The sequence below is a fragment of the Flavobacteriales bacterium genome (assembly GCA_016124845.1).
Lineage (GTDB): Bacteria > Bacteroidota > Bacteroidia > UBA10329 > UBA10329 > UBA10329.
Genome location: WGMW01000051.1, coordinates 57,327 through 79,885, shown reverse-complemented (window position 1 = coordinate 79,885; position 22,559 = coordinate 57,327). Strand labels below are relative to the sequence as shown.

Here is a 22,559-nt window from a genome sequence, read left to right as displayed (position 1 = left end):
GTCATCTCGCCCTTTTCCACCTGGTCCACAACGGCCAGTTTAAAGCCCAGATTGTAATCGCGCTGACTACGCCTTTTCCTTTTATCCTCTCGTTTTTCCATAATAGGTCGATTTGTTGTCAACCTATTTTAGGACGGGACACCTGCCAATGGTAAAAAGCCTCGCTGGTGGCGCGGCTCGTTTCCTCCACAAACTTGGCATCGAACAGCATTTTCCGCTTCAGATCACGGGCGGTCAGTTCAATATTCCGTGCCTGTTTTTTCTCCTTCGGAAGATCGGCCAATAGGCCATCCACCAACTTTTTCAGTTCGGGATCAACTAACTTTTCATGCGCCAATTTCGATAGCGTTCCGATCTGCTGTGCCCTGCGCGCATGACCGTTCTTCGGCATGTACGTTTCCAGATCCCAATGCAACAGCGCGGTGGCGTAAGAGATGTCGGCAATTTCAGAAAGCAGTTCGGTGTAACGCGTGTAATCAGACATGAGGCAATTAGCGGATTAGCGAATGTGACAATTAGTAAATGTGGCTGCGAATGTAGGATAATCCTCCGCCTCGTTCCTCGGCACCTCCTTTTGAAGGAGGAAGGGCCTCATTCCCCCTTTCAAAGGGGGTGGACGGAAAATGAAGCTTGCGGAATTTTCTGGACGGGGGATTTTTTGCTTAAAATCGTGCTTCAATTTTTAACACCCACACCACAGATGAACAAGGGAAAAACGAATGGCGCCAAAGCATTACTCGATACGTTGATGAACGCAGGTATCGACACCTGTTTCACCAATCCGGGAACTTCGGAAATGCATTTTGTAGCTGCGTTGGATGACAGCGACATGCGGGCCGTGCTCACGCTTTTTGAAGGTGTGGCCACAGGCGCAGCCGATGGTTACGCACGGATTGCAGGAAAACCTGCCGCCACGTTGCTTCATTTGGGTTGTGGCCTCGGAAACGGCCTTGCCAATTTGCATAATGCGCGGAAAGCGCGTGTACCAATGGTGAATATTGTAGGCGATCACGCCACGTACCATACTCAGTACGATGCGCAGCTTCAGTCCGATATTGAAACCGTAGCGAAGAACGTTTCCACGTGGGTGAGAACCACACAGGAGACAAGCAAGATCGGTGAAGATGCAGCGGAAGCGGTCAAAGTCGCAATCGGTGCTCCGAATCAGATTTCCACGCTCATTCTGCCAGCCGATGTTTCTTGGGGAGAAGGCGGAACGGCCATCTCAGATTTCACACAACCTGCGCCAGAACAAGCTTCTGATGAAGTGGTCAACAGCATTGCCGAAGTATTGAAAAACTCAGGTAAGAAAACTGCTATTCTGCTTGGCAGAAGAGTGATTTTGGAGGACGGGCTGATGCTCGCTTCCAAGCTTTCGGAAAAGACCGGAGCGAAACTGTTCACCGAAGTATTCCCAACTCGCTTGCAGCGTGGTGCGGGATTGCCGAACGTGGAGCGCATCGCCTACTTGGCCGAAATGGCTTCGGTGCAATTGGGTGGCTACGACCATCTTATTCTTATTGATGCTAAAGCGCCTGTTTCATTCTTCGCTTATCCAGACAAGAAGAGTTACCTCGTGCCAGATGATTGCAAACTGCACGATCTTGTAACGAAGGAGCAAGATGCCATGAAGAGCTTGGAAGCGTTGGTTGCTGCAGTTGGCGCAACCGAAACCGCTCCGAAACTTCAAGAAGCCGCACGCCCAAAATTGGGAGCAGGAAGCCTGAATGCAGAGAAAGTGGCACGAGCAGTTGGTGCGTTTCTTCCAGAGAATGCCATCATTTCGGACGAATCGCAGACATCAGGTTTGAAGATTCCTTTCCACACGGCAGGCGCGCCAAAGCATGATCTGCTGACCCTCACAGGCGGTGCCATCGGACAAGGTTTACCTGTTGCGTTGGGTGCAGCGGTGGCAAGTAGAAACCGTCCTGTGCTGGCGCTTATTGGTGATGGCGCTTCCATGTATACGATTCAGGCGTTATGGACCATTATGGCCGAGAATCTGGATGTAACGACCGTGATTCTGAACAACGGTTCGTACGCCATTCTGAATATCGAGTTGGAAAGAGTGGGAGCCGAGAAGGTCGGGCCGAAAGCCAAGGCGCAACTAGATATTTCCAAGCCGGGAATCGATTTCGTTTCCATCGCACATGGAATGGGAATGCCTGCTGAACGCACCCGTACAGCGGAGGAATTTAATAAGGCGTTGGAAAACGCATTCCGTGAACCCGGACCGCATTTGATTGATGCCGTGGTGCCAAGCGAATACGAAGGTTTTAAATTGAAAGCGTTGCCTTATCTGTTGAATTCATTGGATAAGATTCCGAACTCGTGGGCGAAGGCGCTGAAGAATAAGTTGGCTCCGTAACTCATACTCTGGAATACATTTTATAGCCACAGATGCACGGATTTTCACGGATTACTCATATTAAATTCTCTGTGACAATCTGAGTTCATCTGTGAATCTGTGGCTAATTCATGTTCAATTTTTTCGAATGAACTGAATAGCCACGCTCAACCAGCCGGCTACCAATATTAATCCACCAATTGGTGTAATTGGGCCAAGTGCTCGAACGCCCTCCATTCCATGAATGGGAATGGTGGAAAGTAGGAAAATGGAACCTGAGAAAAACAGCGTTCCAATGGCGAAAAGCCAAAGCGAAACTTTCAGGTTTACATTAAACTGTTTGCTCAGTACAACGGCCAAAATCATGGCGAAAATGTGGTAATACTGATACCGTACACCTGTGGCAAAACTGTTCAGTTGCACATCACTCAATTTGCCTTGCAAACCGTGTGCGCCAATGGCTCCAAGGATGACGGTTATCGCTCCAAGTACAGTTGCAAATACGATCCAGTTTTTCATTGTATTAGTTTATTGAAAGTGTAATTCGCATTCGGGACATTGAGTTTCGTTGCCTTCAAGTTTCCAGCCGCATGCTGGACAAACCCCTTTTACAACCGTTATGTTCTCAGATTTAGCAACACGTGGTGAGTTGAAGAACTTCCTACGGTTTCGTGCTTTCTTAAACGTTAAAATTGGTTTTTGGAAATAGGTGGTTTCTACCTCTAACCACAGCTTAATTCCTTTGCCATTTGAATTCCGAGTATCGATTATTAAGTACTTCTTATCAGTCCAAGTAACAGAAATTCCGTTGATTCTGATTATAGAGAAGGAAACTCTAATTGATGGGGGCTTAGTAAAACAACCATCTTTCCAATCAAGATTGGATGGATATCTTGACTCTATCAGAGTCAATTCATTTTTACGTAGAAATTCGCTGATTTCACTACCATAACTGTAGAAATAACGGTACCTCCAAATTCTTAGTTGATGGTAGGTAATCCAAGCAATGAATAGAACACAGAACCCAACAAAAACTACTGTTAGAAATTCTTCCATTACTCTTAAATCAACCCATCCTTATCATACAACGCAACTCCTTTCGCCACCATTTCGGTGATCTCTTTTTCCAGTTCGGGGCTTAGCTTTTTGATGTGAAAACAGCTTTTGCCCTTCAGGCATTTCTTCAGTTCGTCTGATGGCGCAAACTCGGTTGGGTGCGTGTAAATAGGGAAGTAGTACAATCGGATGTCCTTCGGCTTAGGTACAACACTTCCGAAATAGAAGCCGTCCACTTTCTGCTTGCCTTGCATCACTTCCTTTTTGCCGCAAACTTCCAGCACATTTTTCTCGTCCTTCCGAACACGCAAGGTCGGTGTGTGCGATTTCAAAATCCCGCGAAGCGTAGCCTCAATTTCGTTCAGGTCTGTTTTCATGCTGTGAAGATAGTCGATGGTCGATAGTCAATGGTCCACAACCCAGTTGTTTCGGATTTCTGTCTTCGCATATTCGAATTCATTCGTAATTCGTAACCCATAAACAACAGATTTTTTCACCTTTGAGGCCATGCAGAAGAACATTCTTGTCATAGGCGCAGGGCGGTCGGCCACAACGCTGATTGACTATTTCCTGCAACATGCCGAAGCGCTCGATTGGCACATAACCGTGGGCGATATTTCGGAAGAATTGGCGCAGAAGAAGATTGGTTCACATTCGCGCGGAAGTGCCATCAAGTTTGATGTGCTGAATGAAGTACAGAGGCGCGAGGAGGTTTCCAAGGCAGATGTGGTGGTAAGTATGCTTCCTGCAAGTATGCACATCGAAGTGGCGAAGGATTGCCTCGAACTCGGGAAACATCTGACAACGGCTTCCTATATCTCGAAGGAGATGAAGGCGTTGAACATGGAGGTCGAAGCGAAAAATCTACTGTTTCTGAACGAGATCGGTCTTGATCCAGGCATCGATCATCTCTCTGCCATGAAGCTATTGGATGAGATTCGTGCCGATGGCGGAAAAGTGGAGCATTTCGAAAGCTTCACAGGTGGATTGGTGGCGCCCGAAAGCGATGACAATCCGTGGCACTACAGAGTTCGACCAAATTACACGAAACCGCACAGTTCAGGTATTATCTCAATTATTGACAGAAAACAATCTTTTGATCCCAGGTCTAAGAATCTCTGAAGACGTGGACAGTTCCAGTAATAGTATGGTTTATGTTATTATAATCATCGTACGTTCCACTGAACGTAATGTCCACATACCCACCAACTGGACCAAAGTTGTTCAAGTTAAAAATGATGTCTGTGTTTGCTGATGATTGCCACCAAGGAATTCCTCCAGACATAGATACGGTCATGCCTGTGTTATAGTCAAAATTATATGATCCAACCGTTTGCGAAGCAGACCTTAAATAAACAAATCCGTTGCTCGGAGTAGTTCCTTCAATGCTGATAGTATCTGACGATGATGCACAGGAAATAGGCGCAAATACAACTACTGGAGGGTTGGAGTCTATCGCGTAGTTAATGTATTCTGAAACCGAATTACAGGCGATGAGGTTTCCTAAGTCAGTAACCGGAGAAACTAAGGGTACTGTATTTAAACTTGTCTCCTGAAGGCTATTATAATCGAAACCTTGAACGGTTAAGGTTGTCGGCACATTGCAGAATAGTACAGGCATGTTAATTGTCCCGTTTGTCAAAATCTGAGTATATTCTTCCGAACCAACGTTCAATAGAACATAACCATCGGTTACCAGATTATTGTTACAATCATAGAATACACCAGTTACCTGAACCGAATTAGAAGTAGTAAGTGGTACAGCAAACGTTTCACTGTTTGCGCTACCTGTGGCATAAGGACCTACATTAAAGGTTTCTAATGGGTTGCCACATTGATTATCTACTTCGATGATGATAGCTTGATTGGAGGGGATATACGTATAGAAAGTACCATCGGAGCTTGTGTGTCCAATTGTAGAAGCATTCGGTGTGATAACAAAAACTGCTACATTGGATAAGGGAAATCCATTTTGGTCTTCAGCCCAACCAAGAACCAGAGCACTGGCTGAAAAAGCATCGCAATTCCAAAAAGAAAAGTGGGTTACATCTCCTACATATTCTCCGTTGATCAAAGTAGCTTCACCTCCTTCTATCCAGTAACCGGCCACTTCATCAAAATGCCACAAAGGAATTGTTGCAGGAGCATTTGCTGACTGAGCTGCATCCAATGGCATATGAATGGTCGCATTGGATCCTTCAGCTATTTGCAGTTTTTCGCCAGTTGAGCCGGTTAATTCAACTGCTATCATTCCGTACGTTTCCAATACGCCAGCCTCTTCATCTTTATTTTGAGCGTAAAGCATGCCAGGCATTTGGTCTGCCGTGGCATCTGCCATAGGGGGCATGTATTTAAAGGACACATTGACCGAACCCGTGTACACGTTTCCAGTTGCGTCAACATATTCTCCTTTGAAATCTACTTTCGCTCCATCAGGAAGAGAAATGGTTTTTTCTTCTCCAGAATTTACGGTTCCTGCAATATCCTTGGTCAGTAGTGTTATTCTGATGTTGTTAGTGGCCGTGGTAGAAGGAATGACGGATCTGGACCCTAAAAAATAGCCGGATTTCACGGCAGTTACGTAAGCTAATTTTTCGTTAACACTGGCGTTTGAAATCATGAACACACCATTATTGTCAGTAGTGGCGGTCTTGTCTCCTGCTGTTATGGCAACTCCAGAAACGGGGCTTCCGGATTCGTCTTTTACCACACCGAAAAATTTGGCATGCACGGTCGAACCCAGGTTGAGGGTTGCTTCAGTAGGATAGTTTGTAACAGGTGGCTCTTCCACCAACTGTTCTTTTTTGCAACCTATTGCAAGTACGGTAATTAAGAGTAGGATCTTTTTCATAACGCGGAGTTAACAATCGGAGAAAAGTAACACTTTATTTTAATTGTACGTGTTGATTGTGTTGCGGGTGTTGAATTTCTATTTTCATTGGCAAATCGACCTGCTTGCGCGTTTACCTTCCGTGAGAACGCTTCACTAAGTTGCAATACGTACCCTCAGCTTCCTTCAAAACGCCCATTTTCATTTCCATTGCAACCATCTAAAATTCCAATACGGTTGCATCAGGTTTTATTACGGCCGTAAAGTCTTTTGGTAGGGTTATCTACTTGACCTTTGGCATCGATTATTGATCAGACTTTCCGTTTCAGGTTGCTGACATTGAAGTGTTGTTCACCGAGCCGTATTGCAAACTGATATGTCAGACCCTGAAATAAATTCAGGGTGACGGTCATTCTTAGGCCGTTCGTTTATTGATCGCGCATTCGTCATATTCGCACATTATTCGTAATTCGGAACCAATGAGTTGGAGAGAAAACGACCGAAAGGCAGTCTGGCACCCATTCACGGCCGTGAAGGAAGATACGGTCAACGTGCCGATTGTGCGTGGAGAAGGAGCATGGTTGATCGATGCAGATGGAAAACGCTATTTGGATGCGATTTCCAGTTGGTGGGTGAACTTGCATGGACATTCGCATCCTTACATTGTGAAGCGTGTTGCAGAACAGGTTCAGCAATTGGAACACGTGATGTTTGCGGGTTTTACACACGAACCAGCGGTTGAACTGGCTTTTCGCTTACTGGAGAAAATGCCAGAGCAATTCACGAAGGTTTTCTACTCTGATAATGGTTCAACGGCCGTGGAGGTCGCGTTGAAAATGGCGTTCCAATATTGGTTCAATAAAGGTACTCCACGGAAGAAAGTGATTGCGCTGGAAGATGCGTATCATGGAGATACATTCGGTGCTATGGCTGTTGGTGGAAGAGGCGTGTTTTCTAAGCCATTCGACCCGTTTTTGTTTGAGGTGGAATTCATTCCGACACCAGTTTCGGGAAAAGAAAGTGAGGCTTTAGATAGATTGTTTCAAATAATTGAAAAAGAAGAAGTTGCTTCTTTTATTTATGAGCCGTTGGTGCAAGGAACTGCAGGTATGCAGGTCTATTCTCCTGAGGTGTTGGACAAGATGATTTCCATGTGCCGAGAGAAGGGAATTATCATTATTGCTGATGAGGTAATGACAGGTTTTGGACGTACGGGTTCCATGTTCGCGATGGACCAGTGTCAACAGAAACCAGACCTGATCGCATTGAGCAAAGGCATTACGGGCGGTTTCCTTCCAATGGGCGTGACGGTCTGCACTGAGGAAATGCACAATTCGTTCTGGACCGATGATGAAGCAGGGACGATGAAAACCTTCTTGCATGGCCATTCCTACACGGCAAACCCGTTGGCTTGTGCTGCGGCATGCGCCAGTCTCCACCTGATGGAAAAGGATGAAACGTGGGAAAACGTCAAACGCATTGAACAGCAGCACTCAGGCTTTGCCAAGGAAGCCGCAGAATTGAGCGGTGTGGCAGCCGTTCGCCATAAAGGCACCATCTTGGCCATCGAATACGAAACAGGCGCTCAGACGGGCTATTTCAACTCGCTACGCGACCGTTTGTACGATTTCTTCTTGGAGCGCGGCATTGTTCTCCGTCCGTTGGGGAATATCATTTACATTATTCCTCCTTATTGCATTACAGAAGAGGAATTGAATTTGGTTTATCAGTCCATTCGAGAATTCAAAGCATGAGAACGCTACTTCAGCCAAGTGATTTTGAAAGTATTGTCGAGCGAGTGAACTCGTTGGATGGTTCGGAAACGCGACTTTGGGGAACGATGTCCGAAAGTCAGATGCTCGAGCATTGTCGCAAGCAGATTGAAATGGCAATCGGGAAAATTCCGACCAAACCACTTTTTCCGCGACCGCTGCAATGGTTGACCAAGATCACGTTCGGATACTACATTCCTTGGCCGAAGAACTTGATCACGGCACCAGAAATGGTGGCGAGAAGTGAAGACAAATTGGAGATTGAACTTGAGAAGTTGCTTGCAGTCGTTTCAGCTTTTGTTGAGGCTGAAAAGCTCTATCCACATCCGATTTTCGGAAACCTTACCAAAGAAGATTGGGGTTTGATCATTTACAAGCACCTCGACCATCACTTGCGGCAATTCGGTAGTTGACTGAACCGGAAAGACGCGGAGAATTCCGCCAAGGGCGCAAAGAAAAAATTAGCGAACTCAGCGTAAACTTTGCGCCTTTGCGGTTAAGAAATCAACCCTCACGCTTCTTGAGCCACTCTTCCCAAGGAGTTTGCTTGTAAGCTTCAGTTGCCAAGTATTCAAGAATGGGCTGCATCTCTTTGGCATCGCGATAGCCGGGAAGTGGTTGGATCATGTTCATGTGTTCATCCAGAAACACGATGGTCGGGTAACTCATTTTGCCTTGTAGCAGTTCACTTGCCACTTCGTTGTAGCCTCGTCTTCCGTTCGCAATGTACTCGTAAGTCTTTCCACCAATCGTAATCGGTTCCTTCTGCTCGGCATCAAGCTTTACCGCGTAGTAGTTTTCGTTCACATACTTCACAAGTTCAGGGTCGCTGAAAGTGGTAGCATCCATACGCTTGCACCAGCCGCACCAATCGGTGTAAACATCAATAAGGATTTTGCGAGGCACTTGTTGGCGGAGTTTGTCGGCTTCTTCCAAGCTCACCCAGTTGATCTTGTCGGATGGTTCGGTTTCAGCGGGTTTCCAAGCAGAAAGCGCGGTTGAAACCGTGATGAGCGTTAGAATAAAGAGCGTTTTGAAATGCATGATACAAAGTTAAAGGTCGTGGTTGGGCATTGCAAAGATCAGGCCGCAAAGCGGATTTACAATTGACAATTGGCGATAGACGATTTGCAATGTACTTCTCTGCGTCCTTGTGCTTTGGCTTGAAAATGTTTTCGATTTCTTGAAACAACCGTAATCTGCGGTTAACGTGCTGGCAGACTGCTGATTATACTTTTGTGTAAACCTACAGAAAGGATTAGATGCTCTCAGGAAACAGAGCCGTTATCCCACCACATTTACACACATCCTGCCCTGACAGGAACTGGAAACCGACCCCTCCGAATTTCGGTACGCAGGTAATTGAATCGACTACCATGAAACAGAGACTTGAGGCGCATTGGCGCCTTTTTTTGTGCGCGGCCATTCGTGCTGCGTTCCGCTTCGCCAAGAAATATGACACGCCCAAACCAATAAATCCGACCACATGAAATTTGAAGACAGACGCCCCGTAGAAACCGTGATCATCAGCGATACGCATCTTGGCACGTATGGTTGCCATGCCGAAGAACTGGTGCGTTATCTCAAGAGTATTCGTCCAGAGAAGCTGATTCTGAACGGTGATATCATCGACATCTGGCAGTTCAGCAAAAGCTATTTTCCGAAGGATCACATTCGTGTGATAAAGGAGATAACGAACATGCTTTCGAAGGGAGTGGAAGTGCATTACATTCCTGGAAATCATGATGAGTTTGTGCGAAAATTCTGTGGACAGACCATTGGAAATCTTCATATCGACAACAAGGTTGTGCTGGAATTGGACGGTAAGCAGTCGTGGATATTCCATGGCGATGTGTTCGATGTAAGCATGCGCTATTCGAAGTGGATCGCCAAATTGGGTGGACAGGGCTACGATCTGCTGATCCTGTTCAATCGCTGGGTAAACCGTTGGTTACAACGATTCGGAAAAGAGAAGATATCGCTTTCAAAACGGGTGAAAGACAGCGTGAAAGCGGCTGTGAAGCACGTGAATGATTTCGAGACCACAACGGCTTTGATCGGCATTTCGAACGGTTACGACAGCGTTATATGTGGTCACATCCATAAACCGATCATCAAGACCATCAAAGGTGGTGACGGGGAGATCACGTACATGAACAGTGGCGATTGGATTGAGAACCTTACCTCGCTGGAATACAATGATGGCAAATGGTCGCTCTATCGCTATGAAGAGGATGAAATGATGAAGGATTTCACGCTTCAGCCAGATATGGTCATTGAGCAGACCAGTCAGGAGATTCTGTTCGGGCTAATTGAGGAATTCAGTTTCAAACGTGCATGAGAATACTTTACGCCATACAAGGAACGGGAAACGGCCATTTGAGCCGTTCGATGGAGATCATTCCGCATTTGCAGAAACGTGGACACGTGGATGTGCTGCTGAGCGGCAATCAGTGCGAACTGAAACTGCCGTTCGAAGTGCGTTACCGTTTTCACGGTCTCAGCTTTATTTTTGGGCAGAAAGGCGGGGTCGATTTTGTGAAGACGTACAACAACAATCGTGTGAGACGTTTCATGCGCGAGGTGAATTCTTTGGATGTTTCGCCATACGATCTGGTTGTTTCCGATTTCGAACCTGTTTCGTCTTGGGCGTGTTTTCTGGCGCAGAAGCGCATTATTGGGCTGAGTAACCAAGCTTCCATTCTCACCGAAGGTGCTCCGGTGGCAGAAAGCGATGACCTTATTGGTAAGTTCATTCTGAAGCATTACGCACCCGTTTCTCAGGCTTATGGATTTCACTTTCAGCGATACAATCCAAGCATTTTCACGCCCATTGTCCGAAAGGAAGTACGCGACCTGAATGTTTCGAATAACGGACATTATCTGGTTTACCTGCCAGCGCACAGCGATGAGCGCATCGTCAAAGCGTTGAAGAAATTCCCCGAAGTGGACTGGCAGGTGTTTTCCAAGCATAGCAACGAAGCGTTCATTGATGAGAATGTTTGGCTTCGCCCGATCGACAATTCGCAGTACCTCGAAAGCCTTTCAAGCTGCGCTGGATTGCTCTGTGCGGCTGGTTTTGGAGCAACAACAGAAGCACTTTTCCTCGGGAAGAAATTGTGTGTGGTTCCAATGAAAAAGCAGTTCGAGCAGCAATGCAATGCATTGGCATTGAACCAAATGGGAATTCCCGTAATCAAGTCTCTCAAGAAGAAATGGCTTCCGCAGATTGCCGATTGGCTGATGGAGGAGAAGCCCATCCGCGTCAACTATCCCGACAATGCTGAGGAGATCGTAAGTACCATTCTCCGAAACGAAATTCTGGATGCGCCAAATCCGAGCGAAAAGCGGTTGATGGCCGGTTTTGGATAGCGTTTGACAACTTGTGAATTGCTTGCCGCCAGTGTTCCAAACGGAATAGGCTTCATTGACTATTTTCGGCAGTCTAAGCAATTCAGATGAAGATCAGAAAAGTACTTGTTGCCAATCGTGGCGAGATTGCCATCCGCATTCTGCGCGCCTGTGTAGAATTGAAGCTGCGCACGGTGGCCGTTTACACGTTCGAAGACCGCTATTCGCTGCACCGCTATAAGGCAGATGAGAGCTATCAGCTCGGTAAGGACAACGAGCCACTGAAACCGTATCTCGACATTGACGAGATCATCAACCTGGCGTTGGAGAAGAATGTGGATGCCATTCATCCTGGCTACGGTTTCCTTTCTGAGAACGAGGAATTTGCCCGCAAGTGCCGCGAGAATGGCATCATCTTCATTGGTCCTGAACCTGAGGTGATGGCCCAATTGGGCGATAAAGTTGCGGCCAAAGAAGTGGCCAAGCGCTGCGAAGTACCGATCATTGAAAGCAGCGAGAAAACGCTGACCGATGTGAAAACGGCTTTAGCCGAGGCGAAACGTATCGGATTTCCTGTGATGCTGAAGGCCGCTTCGGGTGGCGGTGGACGTGGTATGCGTGTCATTCGCGAAGCGGAGGAATTGGAAAATGCCTTCAATGAGGCCAAGCGTGAGGCTGGAAGAGCCTTTGGTGACGACACGGTTTTCTTGGAGAAGTTCATTGAGAACCCGAAGCACATTGAAGTGCAGATCGTGGCTGATAATGAAGGCAACACGATACACTTGCACGAACGAGATTGTTCCGTTCAGCGCAGGTTTCAGAAAGTAGTGGAAGTGGCACCCGCCATGGGCTTGGGGCAGGACGTGCGCAAACGGCTGTTCGATTACGCCATCAAGATCGCCAAAGCGGTCAAGTACAATAATGTAGGAACGGTTGAATTTCTGGTTGACCCGAATGGCGAGATTTTCTTCATTGAGGTGAATCCACGTATTCAGGTGGAGCATACCGTTACGGAAATGGTCACGGGTATTGATATCGTGAAGCTCCAGATCCGCATTGCGATGGGTTTCAAACTCTACGAGGATGAGATTGCCATTCCCGACCAGACAGCCATCAGTGTGAACGGTTTCGCGATTCAATGTCGTATTACGGCCGAAGACCCTGAGAACGATTTCAAACCCGATCACGGAACGTTGATCACGTACCGACCAGCCGAAGGTTTTGGTATTCGACTCGATCCGGGAAGCGTGTATTCTGGCGTGCGCATCAGCCCGTTTTTCGACTCGTTGTTGGTAAAGGTCTGTTCGCATTCGCGAACGCTGGATGGTGCGGCACGGAAGATGACGCGCTGCTTGCAGGAATACCGAATTCGAGGCGTAAAGACCAACATCCGTTTTGTGGAGAATATTGTCAACCACGATGTTTTCAAGCGGGGAGAGGCCACGGTCAACTTCATCAAAGAGCACCCAGAACTGTTCAAGTTTGTGGTGCCAAGGGACCGCGCCACACGGATTGTCAAGTTCTTGGGTGAAATTTCGGTGAACGGAAATCCCGATGTGAAATTTGTTGATGAGAACAAGGTTTTACTTAAACCTGTGGTTCCTGAGTACGAACGGTTTTCGGCCTACCCAAAGGGAACCAAAGATCTGCTGAACGAACTCGGTGCGGAACGTTTTGCCGAATGGCTTCGCAAGGAAAAGTCCATCCATTACACGGATACCACTTTCCGCGATGCGCATCAATCGTTGTTCGCTACGCGGATGCGTACGTTCGATATGCTGCGAGTGGCCGAGAGTTATGCGAAAAATCACCCAGAGATATTCAGTTTTGAGGTTTGGGGCGGAGCCACGTTCGATGTAGCACTGCGCTTCTTGCACGAAGATCCGTGGGAGCGCTTGGCTGAACTCAGAAAGGCCATTCCCAATGTGCTGTTGCAAATGCTTATCCGTGGTTCGAACGGAGTTGGATACAAGGCATATCCCGACAATATGGTCGAGAAGTTCGTGGAAAAATCGTGGGAAACAGGCGTGGACATCTTCCGCATATTCGACAGTCTGAACTGGATGAAGGGCATCGGCCCGTGCATCGAATATGTGCGTTCGCGCACCGAAGGAATTGCCGAAGGTGCCATGTGCTATACGGGCGATATTCTCGATCCGCAGCGTAGCAAATACAACCTCAACTACTACCTGCAACTCGCCAAGGATATTGAGAACGCAGGCGCACACATTCTGGCCATTAAAGACATGGCCGGATTGCTGAAACCGTATGCGGCAACCGAGTTGGTGACCGCTTTGAAGGACACGGTGAAAATTCCGATCCATCTGCATACGCACGATACATCATCACTTCAGCCAGCAACGTATTTAAAGGCAATTGAAGCGGGTGTTGACGTGGTGGATGTGGCGCTTGGTTCAGTTTCTGGGCTAACCTCGCAACCCAATTTCAATTCGGTGGTGGAAATGATGCGTTTCCATGAGCGGGAACAAAAGGTTGACATTCATAGGTTGAATGAATTCTCTAATTATTTCGACCGCGTGCGCGACCATTACTATCCGTTTGAAAGTGGATTGAAGGCCAGCACTGCCAGTGTGTTCGAACACGAAATTCCAGGTGGGCAGTATTCTAACTTGAAGCCACAGGCCACGGCACTTGGACTTGCCGAGAAGTTTGAGGACATCAAATTGATGTATGCCAAGGTGAATGATCTGTTTGGAGACGTGATCAAGGTAACGCCATCTTCAAAGGTTGTTGGCGATATGGCGCTGTACCTCGTTTCCAACGGTTTTACCATAGAAGACGTGATGGAAAAGGGCGATACCATTTCGTTCCCGGAGAGTGTGGTCGATTTCTTCATGGGGCGTCTTGGTCAGCCACATGGCGGTTTCCCGAAGGAGTTGCAGAAGATCATCCTCAAAGACAAAGAACCGTTTACCGATCGTCCGAACAGCCACTTGGAGCCGATTGATTTCGAAAAGGGATTTGCCGAGTTCAAGAAGAAATTCGATGCTTCGCTGAAAATGACCGATTACCTCTCGTACCTCATGTACCCGAAGGTGTTTGAAGATTATTACGCCAAGAAAAAAGAGTACGGAGACATCTCGAAAGTGCCAACGGGCAACTTCTTCTTCGGTATGAAGCTGCGCGAGGAAACGTTGGTGGAGATAGGCGAGGGCAAGAACATCATCATCGAACTGCTCTCCATCGGACCTGCTGATGATAACGGAATGCGCACGCTATTTTTCCGGGTGAACGGCATGACCCGCAACATTGAAGTGCTCGATAAGAGCCTGAACATTCAAAAAGTAGAGAATGAGAAGGCTGATAAGAACGACCCGAATCAGATCGGAGCTCCGTTGCAAGGTCTGCTGAGCAAAGTCTTGGTGAAGAAAGGCACCAAGGTGAAGAAGAACCAGCCGCTGTTCATCATCGAGGCTATGAAAATGGAAACCACCGTTACGGCTTCGGAGAACACCACTGTTAAACGAACAGTGCTTGAAGAAGGAACACTTGTGGAGGCTGATGATCTTGTGTTAGTTACTGGCTAATTGTTACTTATAGTCCGTTGTATCATTGACTGCATTCAGTCAATTTTAGCAGATGGACATTCGCATAAAATTAGGTGAACGAATACGTGTGCTGAGAAAGACGAAAGGTCTCAGTCAGGAGAAGTTTGCGGCCATCTGTGAACTTGACCGAACCTATATTGCTGGTATTGAGCTTGGTAAAAGGAATGTCTCGCTGTTGAACATTGAGAAGATCGCCAGTGGGTTGGAATTACGGTTGGAACAACTTTTTGAGGGACTATGAAAAAACTGAAAATCAAGAATGACGAGATTCATGAGTTGGTGGTTGGCGAAACTATTGCGTTCCCAAAGTACACCACTCAATTGATGAATTTGGCGAATTCCAACGCTCAGGGAACGAGGCCAAAGGTCGTTGGTCAGATGAGTGAACTGATTCAGGAGTTTACTGGGAACGACATCAAGAGTTGGGAAGTTTGGTACAAGGAACGAAACCCAGATGCTATTCAGAATGCGACCGACAGGATTTATGATATGGTCAAGAACTTTCAGAAGTCCATATTATTGATTGATCGGGGGATGATCGAGCGATGGGTTGAAGATCTTGTTGTGAACAAGACCTTTGTGGGTTTAAGGTTTCAAGAAGCAATTCTGAAGAAGATAGCCGAGGCGAAAGGTGAAAACTACCGTCTCGCAAATCCAAGCGAGGAAAGCCAAGGAATTGATGGTTACATAGGCTACGTGCCTGTGAGCATCAAACCTCTGAGCTATCAGTCAAAGGGGAATTTGGTGGAGGAGATAGCTGTACAGATGGTCTTCTATGAGAAGAAGAAAGATGGTTTGGTCATTTATTATGATTTTTGATTAGAAAAATCATAAACACTTTAAAAATGGCAACACCTCAACAATTAGCGAATTTCTTACAAGACGGTAGGGGTAATTCGCAAACGGGAACAATTCATTGAAAACAATCTTCACATGTCTCATGGCAATACAAACGAACCTACTCGTGCGTTGATTGCTGATTGCATATTGAATCACGATTATCCTATTGGAAGTAACAGTCAAGGGTATTTTTTGATAGATAATCAGAATGAATTGAACGAAGTTGTTCAATCTCTACAACGTAGAATTCAGGGCATTCAAAATCGCATTGCTGCATTACAAAGAGGTTGGCAGAGAAGAAATCAATCTCGACTTAACGGCAACAACTGGCCTAAATAGTAGAAAAAAGACTGTCTTTGCTCATCACGTCCAGTACGGGTTTTGTGAGATAAGTGGCTGAGACAACCTCTTTTTCCCTTTTTATGGAATCGATGTAATTGATCAGGATGTCAGTTTCCTGCTTGGTCACAACAGGAAAGTCATAGTTCGCATTATGATGTTTGAACGCATCTTGGCCTTTTTGCTCGGTGCGTTCTGAAACGAACCGCAGATGGTCAAGAATACGCTTCCGTACAACATTGTTGAATTCTGTCAGGCAAGTTTCATTGAATGAGCCGAGAATGACATGTTTCAGTTCAGGATCGATCTCTATGCCAATACTGTTTCTTCCAGATGTAAGCGCAGCTAACGAGGTTGTCCCTGTCCCAACAAATGGATCCAGTATAGTGTCTCCCTTTACCGAGAACATATTAATGAGTCGATAGGCCAATTCAAATGGGTAGGCGGCACTACGTTCCCTCGTTCGCTCATTGTTCAACTTCTGTTTTATTCCTTTCAGATCCCAAAGGTCTGAGAACCAACTGTTTCGTTCTTCCCAGAAGAAGGCGCTCTCAGAACGGTTTTTAGCATCCAATTTCGTTTCGAACTTCCTCTTACCACCCTTGCGGAGAATTAAGATGTATTCATGTTCCAGCGTCACATAGGCACCAGGCGGTAACATGCCCGAACCCATGAATTTGTTCGGGGCGTTGGTCTGTTTCCGCCACAGTATATTAGGCAAATTCGAAAATCCGATGTTGATGCAATGACTGAGAATTCTTGAATGGTTCGGATATAGTTGGAATTCGCCATTCAAAGTGCGTGTAGCGTCACCAATGTTGATACATGCTATTCCTCCGGGTCTGAGAAGACGGAAAACCTCATCCCACACTTTGTCCAATTCCTTGTGCATCAGTTCAAAAGCTGCCAATCCATTTTCGTTTGACAACTCTGCTCCGATTTTGATGTTCTGTGAAGAGAATATCTCATCCCACATCCCGATCATTGGATAAGGTGGTGAAGTGACCACCAAATCCACGGATTCGTCTTTCAAAACAGACATGTCCCGTGCATCGGAAATGAGGATCTGGTGTTGCGTTTGCATAACTTGCAAGATACTCAGATGTTACTCAAAGTCTTCACATTTTCAATTGGAGTTATGAACATTCAATTACTGGCCAAGGAGGCATACGAGCTCAACTCCGCCAGTTCTCGCGCAATTTTTTGTTCCCAGTAAGCTTGTTTTTCCTTGTTCAGGCTGTGCTCGCTTTCTTGGTCGTAGCGGTCCTGATAGGCCACAAATTCCTTGTAATTGCGCTTGTAGTATTCGTCAATGTGCTTGGAAAGGGCTTCGCAATCGTTCCCGAGGTTGGCCAGCTGAGCGCGCAGTTTACGAACGAAAAGCTCCGTGATGTCGAAGTGAATTTGTTCGTGTTTCAACAGGTAGGCCGATTGTTTGTCCTTGGTCCAGCTATTGTGCGGATTGAAGTAGCAGGTGACAACCGCTTTCGAGGTCGTTCCATCGCATTTCAGATCAATGGACATGCCGCTGTCGGTCAATGCCTCGTTCGGTGAAAGTCGCTTGGGCATTCCTCTGAAATCGGACCATTTCAAAACTCGCGCTTCAGACCAAACAATGCAATCCTTGCAATCTTTCGGTTGCGAAAAGCCGTTCTGCAAGGCGAACAGCACGAGGAACAGGGAAAACAGCATTGGTCTCATGGCGTTAACTTCGTATGCTTATAAAACAGAAAATGGTTCATCTTATTTCATCGATCATCGAAGGTTCTGAAAATCGGCCAATGGCGGTCGGTCTCCGTTTTGATGACCGATTTACGAACCAGCCTGTGGTCATCTTTGTTCACGGCTTCAAAGGTTTTAAGGATTGGGGTCATTTCCCGAAAGTGGGAGAGGAACTCGCCAAGGCAGGGTTTGCGTTCGTGAGCTTCAACTTCACCCATGATGGAACGACCATCGATCAGCCCACCGATTTTGCCGATCTGGAAGCGTTCGGTAACAACAATTACCACAAGGAATTATTCGATACCGAACAGGTGATCAACGGTATTTCTGATGGTTCGCTCTTCCCAGATGCTCCTATTGAGAGAAACCTGATCTTCCTTTTCGGACACAGTCGCGGAGGTGGCATTTCAGTTGTTAAAGCAAGTGAAGATGACCGGGTGAAAGGGTTGGCAACGTGGAATTCTGTGGGAGATATGAAGCGCACACAGGCCGATCTTGAAGTTTGGATGCGAGAAGGAGTGGTTTACATCCCCAATGCCCGTACCAACCAGCAAATGCCCATGTATTATCAGTTTGTGGAGGATTTTTTCGCGCAGCAGGAACGCTATGATCTGGAAATGGCATGTTCCAAAATACAGGTTCCAACTCTTTTTATTCATGGAACTGACGACCAGACCGTTCCTTATGAATACGCTGAGAAATTGAATGAATGGACTACCAATTCAAAATTGAAGTTGATTGAAAATGGCAATCACACGTTTGGAGGGAAACATCCATTCGCGGAAGTGGAATTGCCGAATGATACCAAGATCGCTTTGGACGCAACCATCCAGCATTTCACATCCATTTCGTAGAGACGCGATTCATCGCGTCTATGTTTCTCTATTTATAAAGACGCGATGAATCGCGTCTCTACGATTTCAAGATGTCCAAAAGTGGTTTCGTAGCGCCTTCCCAACTGAAATGAGCGGTAACGAGATCGTGTCCCGCTAAAGCGATCTGATCTGCTTTTTCCTGATTCGTGAGCAGTTCGATGATCTGTACCGCGTATTCACTTGCAGTTTTGGAAAGAAGGATTTCCACATTGGGTTTTGCATGCAATGCGTTATTGGCAAGAGTAGAGGTGATGCACGGAATGCGCATGGCCATGGCTTCCAGCAATTTGTTTTGAAGCCCCGTTCCGATCATCATCGGAGCTACAAAAACCTTGGCTTTGGCATAGCAATCCCGAATGTCGTCCACCCAGCCCGTTACTTCGGTCAATTCGCTTGCAAGGTCTTTCACTTTTTGATCGGGCCGTGCGCCAGCCAACATCAATTTGGCTTTCGGAATTTGCTTTCTGACCAGCGGCATCACTTCGGTTTCAAGGAAAACGGCCGCATCCACGTTTGGCGGATAACCCATGTTTCCAGCAAAAAGCACATCAACCGTTTTCGGTTCAGAGCTGGGCTGGAAATCCTCCAGTTCCACACCGTTTCGTACAATGGTCACTTCATCTCGCTGACCGAAAGGAAGCTGGTCGCGGTCCTGTTCGGAAATAATGGTGCAGTGGTCGAACGTTTCAAAAACCTTCTTTTCGTAGAGGTTCAATCGGCCGAGTTCGGAATACAGAATCGGTTTCCAGTACCACGGATCGGTTTCCAGTCTTCGTTCGATTCCCTTTGAGAATGCATCTTGAAAATCGATGGTTTTTGGAATGGAGTTCACATTCTCTACGAACTTGGCCGTGCGCAAAAGCTGGCAATAGATGGCATCAGGTTTCCATTTTTCAATGCTTTCTGAAACGCGTTTCTGTGCTGTAGACTGATAGAAATACGCCACCTGAAACGGTTCTGAATGGAACAGGGAAAGTCCAAGATTGACGAATTGCCCGAACCGAGAAATACGAATCGTTTCCAGTTCAGCGCAGTACTTTTTCACCTCAGTGATCCACTCAGGTTTGAGGTCATTTTCGTGCAGCGCACAGAGAAAAACCTCGTGATGCTTTGAAAGGATGCGCAACTGATGGAACGCGCGCAGTTTGTCGCCCTTTTCAAGCGGGTACGGAAATCGCGAAAGCAGAACGAAAAGGCGCAAATCGGTCGGTTACAGGTTTGCGTAAAAATAGGTCAATTTTGAACTGAGGTTTTTCAGGTCGAATTCCCGTTCGGCCAGTTTTCGGGCCTCATTTCCGATTGAAGTAATGAGCTCCGGACTTTCTTTCAATGTTCGAATTTGCTTCACAAATTCGTCAGGCGTGTTGGCAATAAGGATGTTCTTCCCGTTCTCGTAAGGAATTCCTGTAGCGCCCAGCGAAGTGGTGATGACCACTTTTCCGTAAGCCAACGCCTCTACGATCTTTACGCGCAATCCGCTACCTGAAAGCAATGGAATGACCGCTACATTCTTATCAGAAATGAATTCGGAAACACTCGAAACGGCACCTTCAATTTGCAAATTTCCAGAGGAACGAGATAGGAGAGAAGCTGGCATTTCACGTCCCGCCAACCAGCATTTTACATCAGGAAATTCTTCTGTGATCTTCGGCCAAATGTCATTCACAAACCAATTGATGCCTTCCACGTTCGGTAGCCAATCCATGGCACCAAGATGGTAGAGATGGATGCTGTCCGATCGAAGAGGTTTTGCTTCGAGCTCGTTCACGTTCATTCCAATAGGAACAACTTCAATCGGAACGCTGATCCCAAGTTCTTTGAATCCTTTCGCGTCATCTCTGGTTATGGCTACAATTCCATCCACCTTCTTCAGAATGCCAACTTCATATTTTTTCAATCGAGAAGCGAGCAAATTCAAGTACCATTTCTTAAATGGGTTGGCTTCCTGTTCGGCCAATTGCTCCCAAATTCTGAACTCGATATTATGCGCTCTTACAACAATTTTGGCTTTGGAATGCGCGCGAATTACATCCAAATAAGGCGTGCAGAAAATGCTTTCGAGATGAATGATATCGAACGCATCTTTCTGAAAAATCTCCTTCAAACGCTTCTCAAAATCCTCACTGAAAAATCGTTCAATATTGTAAGAACTGGACGAAAACAGGTTCGATAATGCCTCGAATGGTTTGAGACGCGTATCCATTTTCACAGCTTCCATTTCAGTTCTTTCCAGAATATCAGCAGGAACTTTTTGTGAATTGAACGGATGTTTGTGCGTGCTCGCGCTCAGCACTTTCACATTATGGTCGGCCAAAAGCATGCTTTCGGTCATGGCAGCAATGGCCACGCAGCCGCCATCCACTTTCGGGTAAGGCGGTTTAGGACTGAGCTGCAGTATTCTCACTTGGATTCAACTTTTGACGGATGGCCTCGAACACTTTCTTTACAGGTCGCAGATAGAATTCCCACTCGAAGATCTTGCTGTCGGTGGTGGCCTTGTAGGTCAGGAACAGACCGACAGGAAGAAGAACGGCAGAGGAAAGCCACATCCCTTCAGTCACTGTCCACATGCCTTCTTTTGCAAATTTTTCTCCTGTGATGGAAAGCAGGTAATAAATGAGAAAGAAAACGATGGAGAAAACGGTGGGAAGTCCGAGTCCTCCTTTTCGGATGATGGCTCCGAGTGGCGCTCCAATGAAAAACAGGATGAGGCATGCTATCGATAGCGTAAACTTTCTATGTACCTCTATCCAATATCGATTGACGCGGGTCAGGCGTGCCAACACATCGTCCTTAGCAGAATTCGTGTAGGAACGGGTGCTTCGGGCCATGTTCAGCGCAGCTTCTGCAATGCGGGCATGCTGGGGTTTGTCAAACATATCCAACGCAGTTTTGTAAGGGGTAACCTTCAGCGTGTCTGAAACTGAATCGGCCAGTAGAAATTTGAAATTCCGCTTCAGGTTTTCGTAGTAATTGAGCTTTCGGTCTTTCAGGTTGGTCTCAAGCGTATCGATGTTCTTTACGAGTTGACCAAGGCTTTGCATCCTATAGTTGTCCTTGAAAATGTCCTCGCTGCTCCTGCGCATATTGAACTCTGACATGTCGAAGCGGATGACCTCCTTCTCGAACTGATTGCGCATGTGCGGATACGTTCGCTCATCTCGGCTGCGGTTGTCCTGCTGTTCGTAACTGCTGCCAGCATAAAGTGTTAGCAGTAGGTAGCGGTCTCCTTCAAATTCCATCCGCCCCGAATCTGCAGAGATCACCTTATTGTTTCCCTTGTTCTCAGTATGGTCGTAGATCAGCACATCATACAGAGAAACCTCATCTTCGCCTTTGCCGTCAATACGAATCGCATAGTTGTCGATGCCTTTGTAAAATATACCGGGGCGAAGATCCATAGTGGGTTTCTTGTGGCGGATATCATACAGAAGCGTTCCCATTTTCAGGTTGGCAATGGGAAGCAAATTGTTCGAGAAATAGAACGCCAACCCGCTGATGGCGATGGAGAAGATGATCAACGGGTACATCACACGGCCAATGGAAATTCCTGCCGAGCGTAGTGCCACCAGTTCGTAGTGTTCTCCCAACGAGCCCATGGTCATGATGGATGAGATGAGCACAGAAAGTGGCAAGGCCAACGAGACCAAACTGGCCGAAGCGTAGAACATCAGCTCCGCGATGATGTGCCATTCGAGACCCTTTCCGACCAGATCGTCAATGTATTTCCAAAGAAACTGCATCAGAAGCACGAACAGCGAGATGAAGAACGTCATGACGAACGGCCCTAAATACGAACTAAGAACCAATTTGTGGAGTTTCTTCACGTCTGTGTGCTTTCGAGGCCAAATATACAGG

General features: G+C 46.7%; 20 protein-coding genes. 10 read left to right on the top strand and 10 right to left on the bottom strand.

The features are described from left to right. Positions 1 to 118: 118 nt before the first annotated feature. Positions 119 to 484 carry a hypothetical protein gene (locus GC178_16865; GenBank protein ID MBI1289240.1) on the bottom strand — a complete coding sequence of 122 codons (366 nt, stop codon included), beginning with the start codon at positions 482 to 484 and terminating at the stop codon, positions 119 to 121. Between the two features lie 216 nt (positions 485 to 700). Between GC178_16865 and GC178_16860 the strand changes: the two genes are divergently transcribed. Then, complete coding sequence (locus GC178_16860; GenBank protein MBI1289239.1) at positions 701 to 2,368, top strand: acetolactate synthase large subunit; 1,668 nt, start codon at positions 701 to 703, stop codon at positions 2,366 to 2,368. 114 nt (positions 2,369 to 2,482) lie between these two features. Here the strand turns inward: GC178_16860 and GC178_16855 are convergent, their stop codons facing one another. Both GC178_16855 and GC178_16850 read right to left on the bottom strand, forming a co-directional pair. Further along, complete coding sequence (locus GC178_16855; protein MBI1289238.1) at positions 2,483 to 2,866, bottom strand: DUF423 domain-containing protein; 384 nt, start codon at positions 2,864 to 2,866, stop codon at positions 2,483 to 2,485. 542 nt (positions 2,867 to 3,408) lie between these two features. After that, the gene (locus tag GC178_16850; GenBank protein ID MBI1289237.1) at positions 3,409 to 3,780 is read right to left on the bottom strand and encodes a hypothetical protein; all 372 of its coding nucleotides are present in this window, start codon (positions 3,778 to 3,780) and stop codon (positions 3,409 to 3,411) included. A gap of 130 nt (positions 3,781 to 3,910) precedes the next feature. On the opposite strand from GC178_16850, the gene GC178_16845 reads away from it, so the two are divergent. After that, positions 3,911 to 4,525, top strand: coding sequence for a hypothetical protein (locus tag GC178_16845; protein ID MBI1289236.1), 615 nt, complete (start codon positions 3,911 to 3,913; stop codon positions 4,523 to 4,525). On the opposite strand, the gene GC178_16840 is transcribed toward GC178_16845, so the two are convergent. Next, the gene (locus GC178_16840; protein ID MBI1289235.1) at positions 4,512 to 6,254 is read right to left on the bottom strand and encodes a hypothetical protein; all 1,743 of its coding nucleotides are present in this window, start codon (positions 6,252 to 6,254) and stop codon (positions 4,512 to 4,514) included. The two genes, GC178_16845 and GC178_16840, sit on opposite strands and share 14 nt — an antisense overlap. A 458-nt stretch (positions 6,255 to 6,712) precedes the next feature. Here GC178_16840 and bioA point away from each other — a divergent pair, with 458 nt between their 5' ends. Beyond that, entirely contained in the window at positions 6,713 to 7,987 is a 1,275-nt protein-coding gene (gene bioA, locus GC178_16835; GenBank protein ID MBI1289234.1) for an adenosylmethionine--8-amino-7-oxononanoate transaminase, read from the top strand. Further along, complete coding sequence (locus GC178_16830; protein ID MBI1289233.1) at positions 7,984 to 8,418, top strand: DUF1569 domain-containing protein; 435 nt, start codon at positions 7,984 to 7,986, stop codon at positions 8,416 to 8,418. Before bioA ends, GC178_16830 begins: the two co-directional genes overlap by 4 nt. 91 nt (positions 8,419 to 8,509) lie before the next feature. On the opposite strand, the gene GC178_16825 is transcribed toward GC178_16830, so the two are convergent. Then, positions 8,510 to 9,049 carry a DUF255 domain-containing protein gene (locus GC178_16825; GenBank protein ID MBI1289232.1) on the bottom strand — a complete coding sequence of 180 codons (540 nt, stop codon included), beginning with the start codon at positions 9,047 to 9,049 and terminating at the stop codon, positions 8,510 to 8,512. 442 nt (positions 9,050 to 9,491) lie between these two features. On the opposite strand from GC178_16825, the gene GC178_16820 reads away from it, so the two are divergent. From GC178_16820 to GC178_16800, 5 genes are all read left to right on the top strand, one after another. Then, entirely contained in the window at positions 9,492 to 10,346 is an 855-nt protein-coding gene (locus tag GC178_16820; GenBank protein ID MBI1289231.1) for a UDP-2,3-diacylglucosamine diphosphatase, read from the top strand. Then, positions 10,343 to 11,377, top strand: coding sequence for a glycosyl transferase (locus GC178_16815; GenBank protein ID MBI1289230.1), 1,035 nt, complete (start codon positions 10,343 to 10,345; stop codon positions 11,375 to 11,377). The genes GC178_16820 and GC178_16815 overlap by 4 nt, the downstream gene beginning before the upstream one ends. A gap of 86 nt (positions 11,378 to 11,463) precedes the next feature. Further along, entirely contained in the window at positions 11,464 to 14,904 is a 3,441-nt protein-coding gene (locus tag GC178_16810; protein MBI1289229.1) for a pyruvate carboxylase, read from the top strand. A gap of 52 nt (positions 14,905 to 14,956) precedes the next feature. After that, a complete protein-coding gene (locus GC178_16805; protein ID MBI1289228.1) occupies positions 14,957 to 15,166 on the top strand; it encodes a helix-turn-helix domain-containing protein in 210 nt (69 codons plus the stop codon). Further along, complete coding sequence (locus tag GC178_16800) at positions 15,163 to 15,744, top strand: MjaI family restriction endonuclease (GenBank protein ID MBI1289227.1); 582 nt, start codon at positions 15,163 to 15,165, stop codon at positions 15,742 to 15,744. The genes GC178_16805 and GC178_16800 overlap by 4 nt, the downstream gene beginning before the upstream one ends. 352 nt (positions 15,745 to 16,096) lie before the next feature. Here GC178_16800 and GC178_16795 read toward each other — a convergent pair whose 3' ends face one another. Together GC178_16795 and GC178_16790 are read right to left on the bottom strand one after the other, a co-directional pair. After that, complete coding sequence (locus GC178_16795) at positions 16,097 to 17,188, bottom strand: site-specific DNA-methyltransferase (GenBank protein ID MBI1289226.1); 1,092 nt, start codon at positions 17,186 to 17,188, stop codon at positions 16,097 to 16,099. Between the two features lie 62 nt (positions 17,189 to 17,250). Beyond that, positions 17,251 to 17,805 carry a DUF922 domain-containing protein gene (locus GC178_16790; GenBank protein MBI1289225.1) on the bottom strand — a complete coding sequence of 185 codons (555 nt, stop codon included), beginning with the start codon at positions 17,803 to 17,805 and terminating at the stop codon, positions 17,251 to 17,253. 14 nt (positions 17,806 to 17,819) lie between these two features. Between GC178_16790 and GC178_16785 the strand changes: the two genes are divergently transcribed. Continuing rightward, on the top strand, positions 17,820 to 18,680 hold the full coding sequence (locus tag GC178_16785; GenBank protein MBI1289224.1) for an alpha/beta fold hydrolase: 861 nt from the start codon (positions 17,820 to 17,822) through the stop codon (positions 18,678 to 18,680). A 58-nt stretch (positions 18,681 to 18,738) separates the two neighbouring features. On the opposite strand, the gene GC178_16780 is transcribed toward GC178_16785, so the two are convergent. Genes GC178_16780 through GC178_16770 form a run of 3 tightly spaced genes read right to left on the bottom strand, consistent with a single transcriptional unit; the run spans position 18,739 to position 22,528 of the window. Beyond that, the gene (locus tag GC178_16780) at positions 18,739 to 19,902 is read right to left on the bottom strand and encodes a glycosyltransferase (GenBank protein MBI1289223.1); all 1,164 of its coding nucleotides are present in this window, start codon (positions 19,900 to 19,902) and stop codon (positions 18,739 to 18,741) included. 9 nt (positions 19,903 to 19,911) lie between these two features. Beyond that, positions 19,912 to 21,105 carry a glycosyltransferase gene (locus GC178_16775; protein MBI1289222.1) on the bottom strand — a complete coding sequence of 398 codons (1,194 nt, stop codon included), beginning with the start codon at positions 21,103 to 21,105 and terminating at the stop codon, positions 19,912 to 19,914. Then, positions 21,080 to 22,528, bottom strand: coding sequence for an LptF/LptG family permease (locus tag GC178_16770; protein MBI1289221.1), 1,449 nt, complete (start codon positions 22,526 to 22,528; stop codon positions 21,080 to 21,082). Before GC178_16770 ends, GC178_16775 begins: the two co-directional genes overlap by 26 nt. Positions 22,529 to 22,559: the final 31 nt, after the last annotated feature.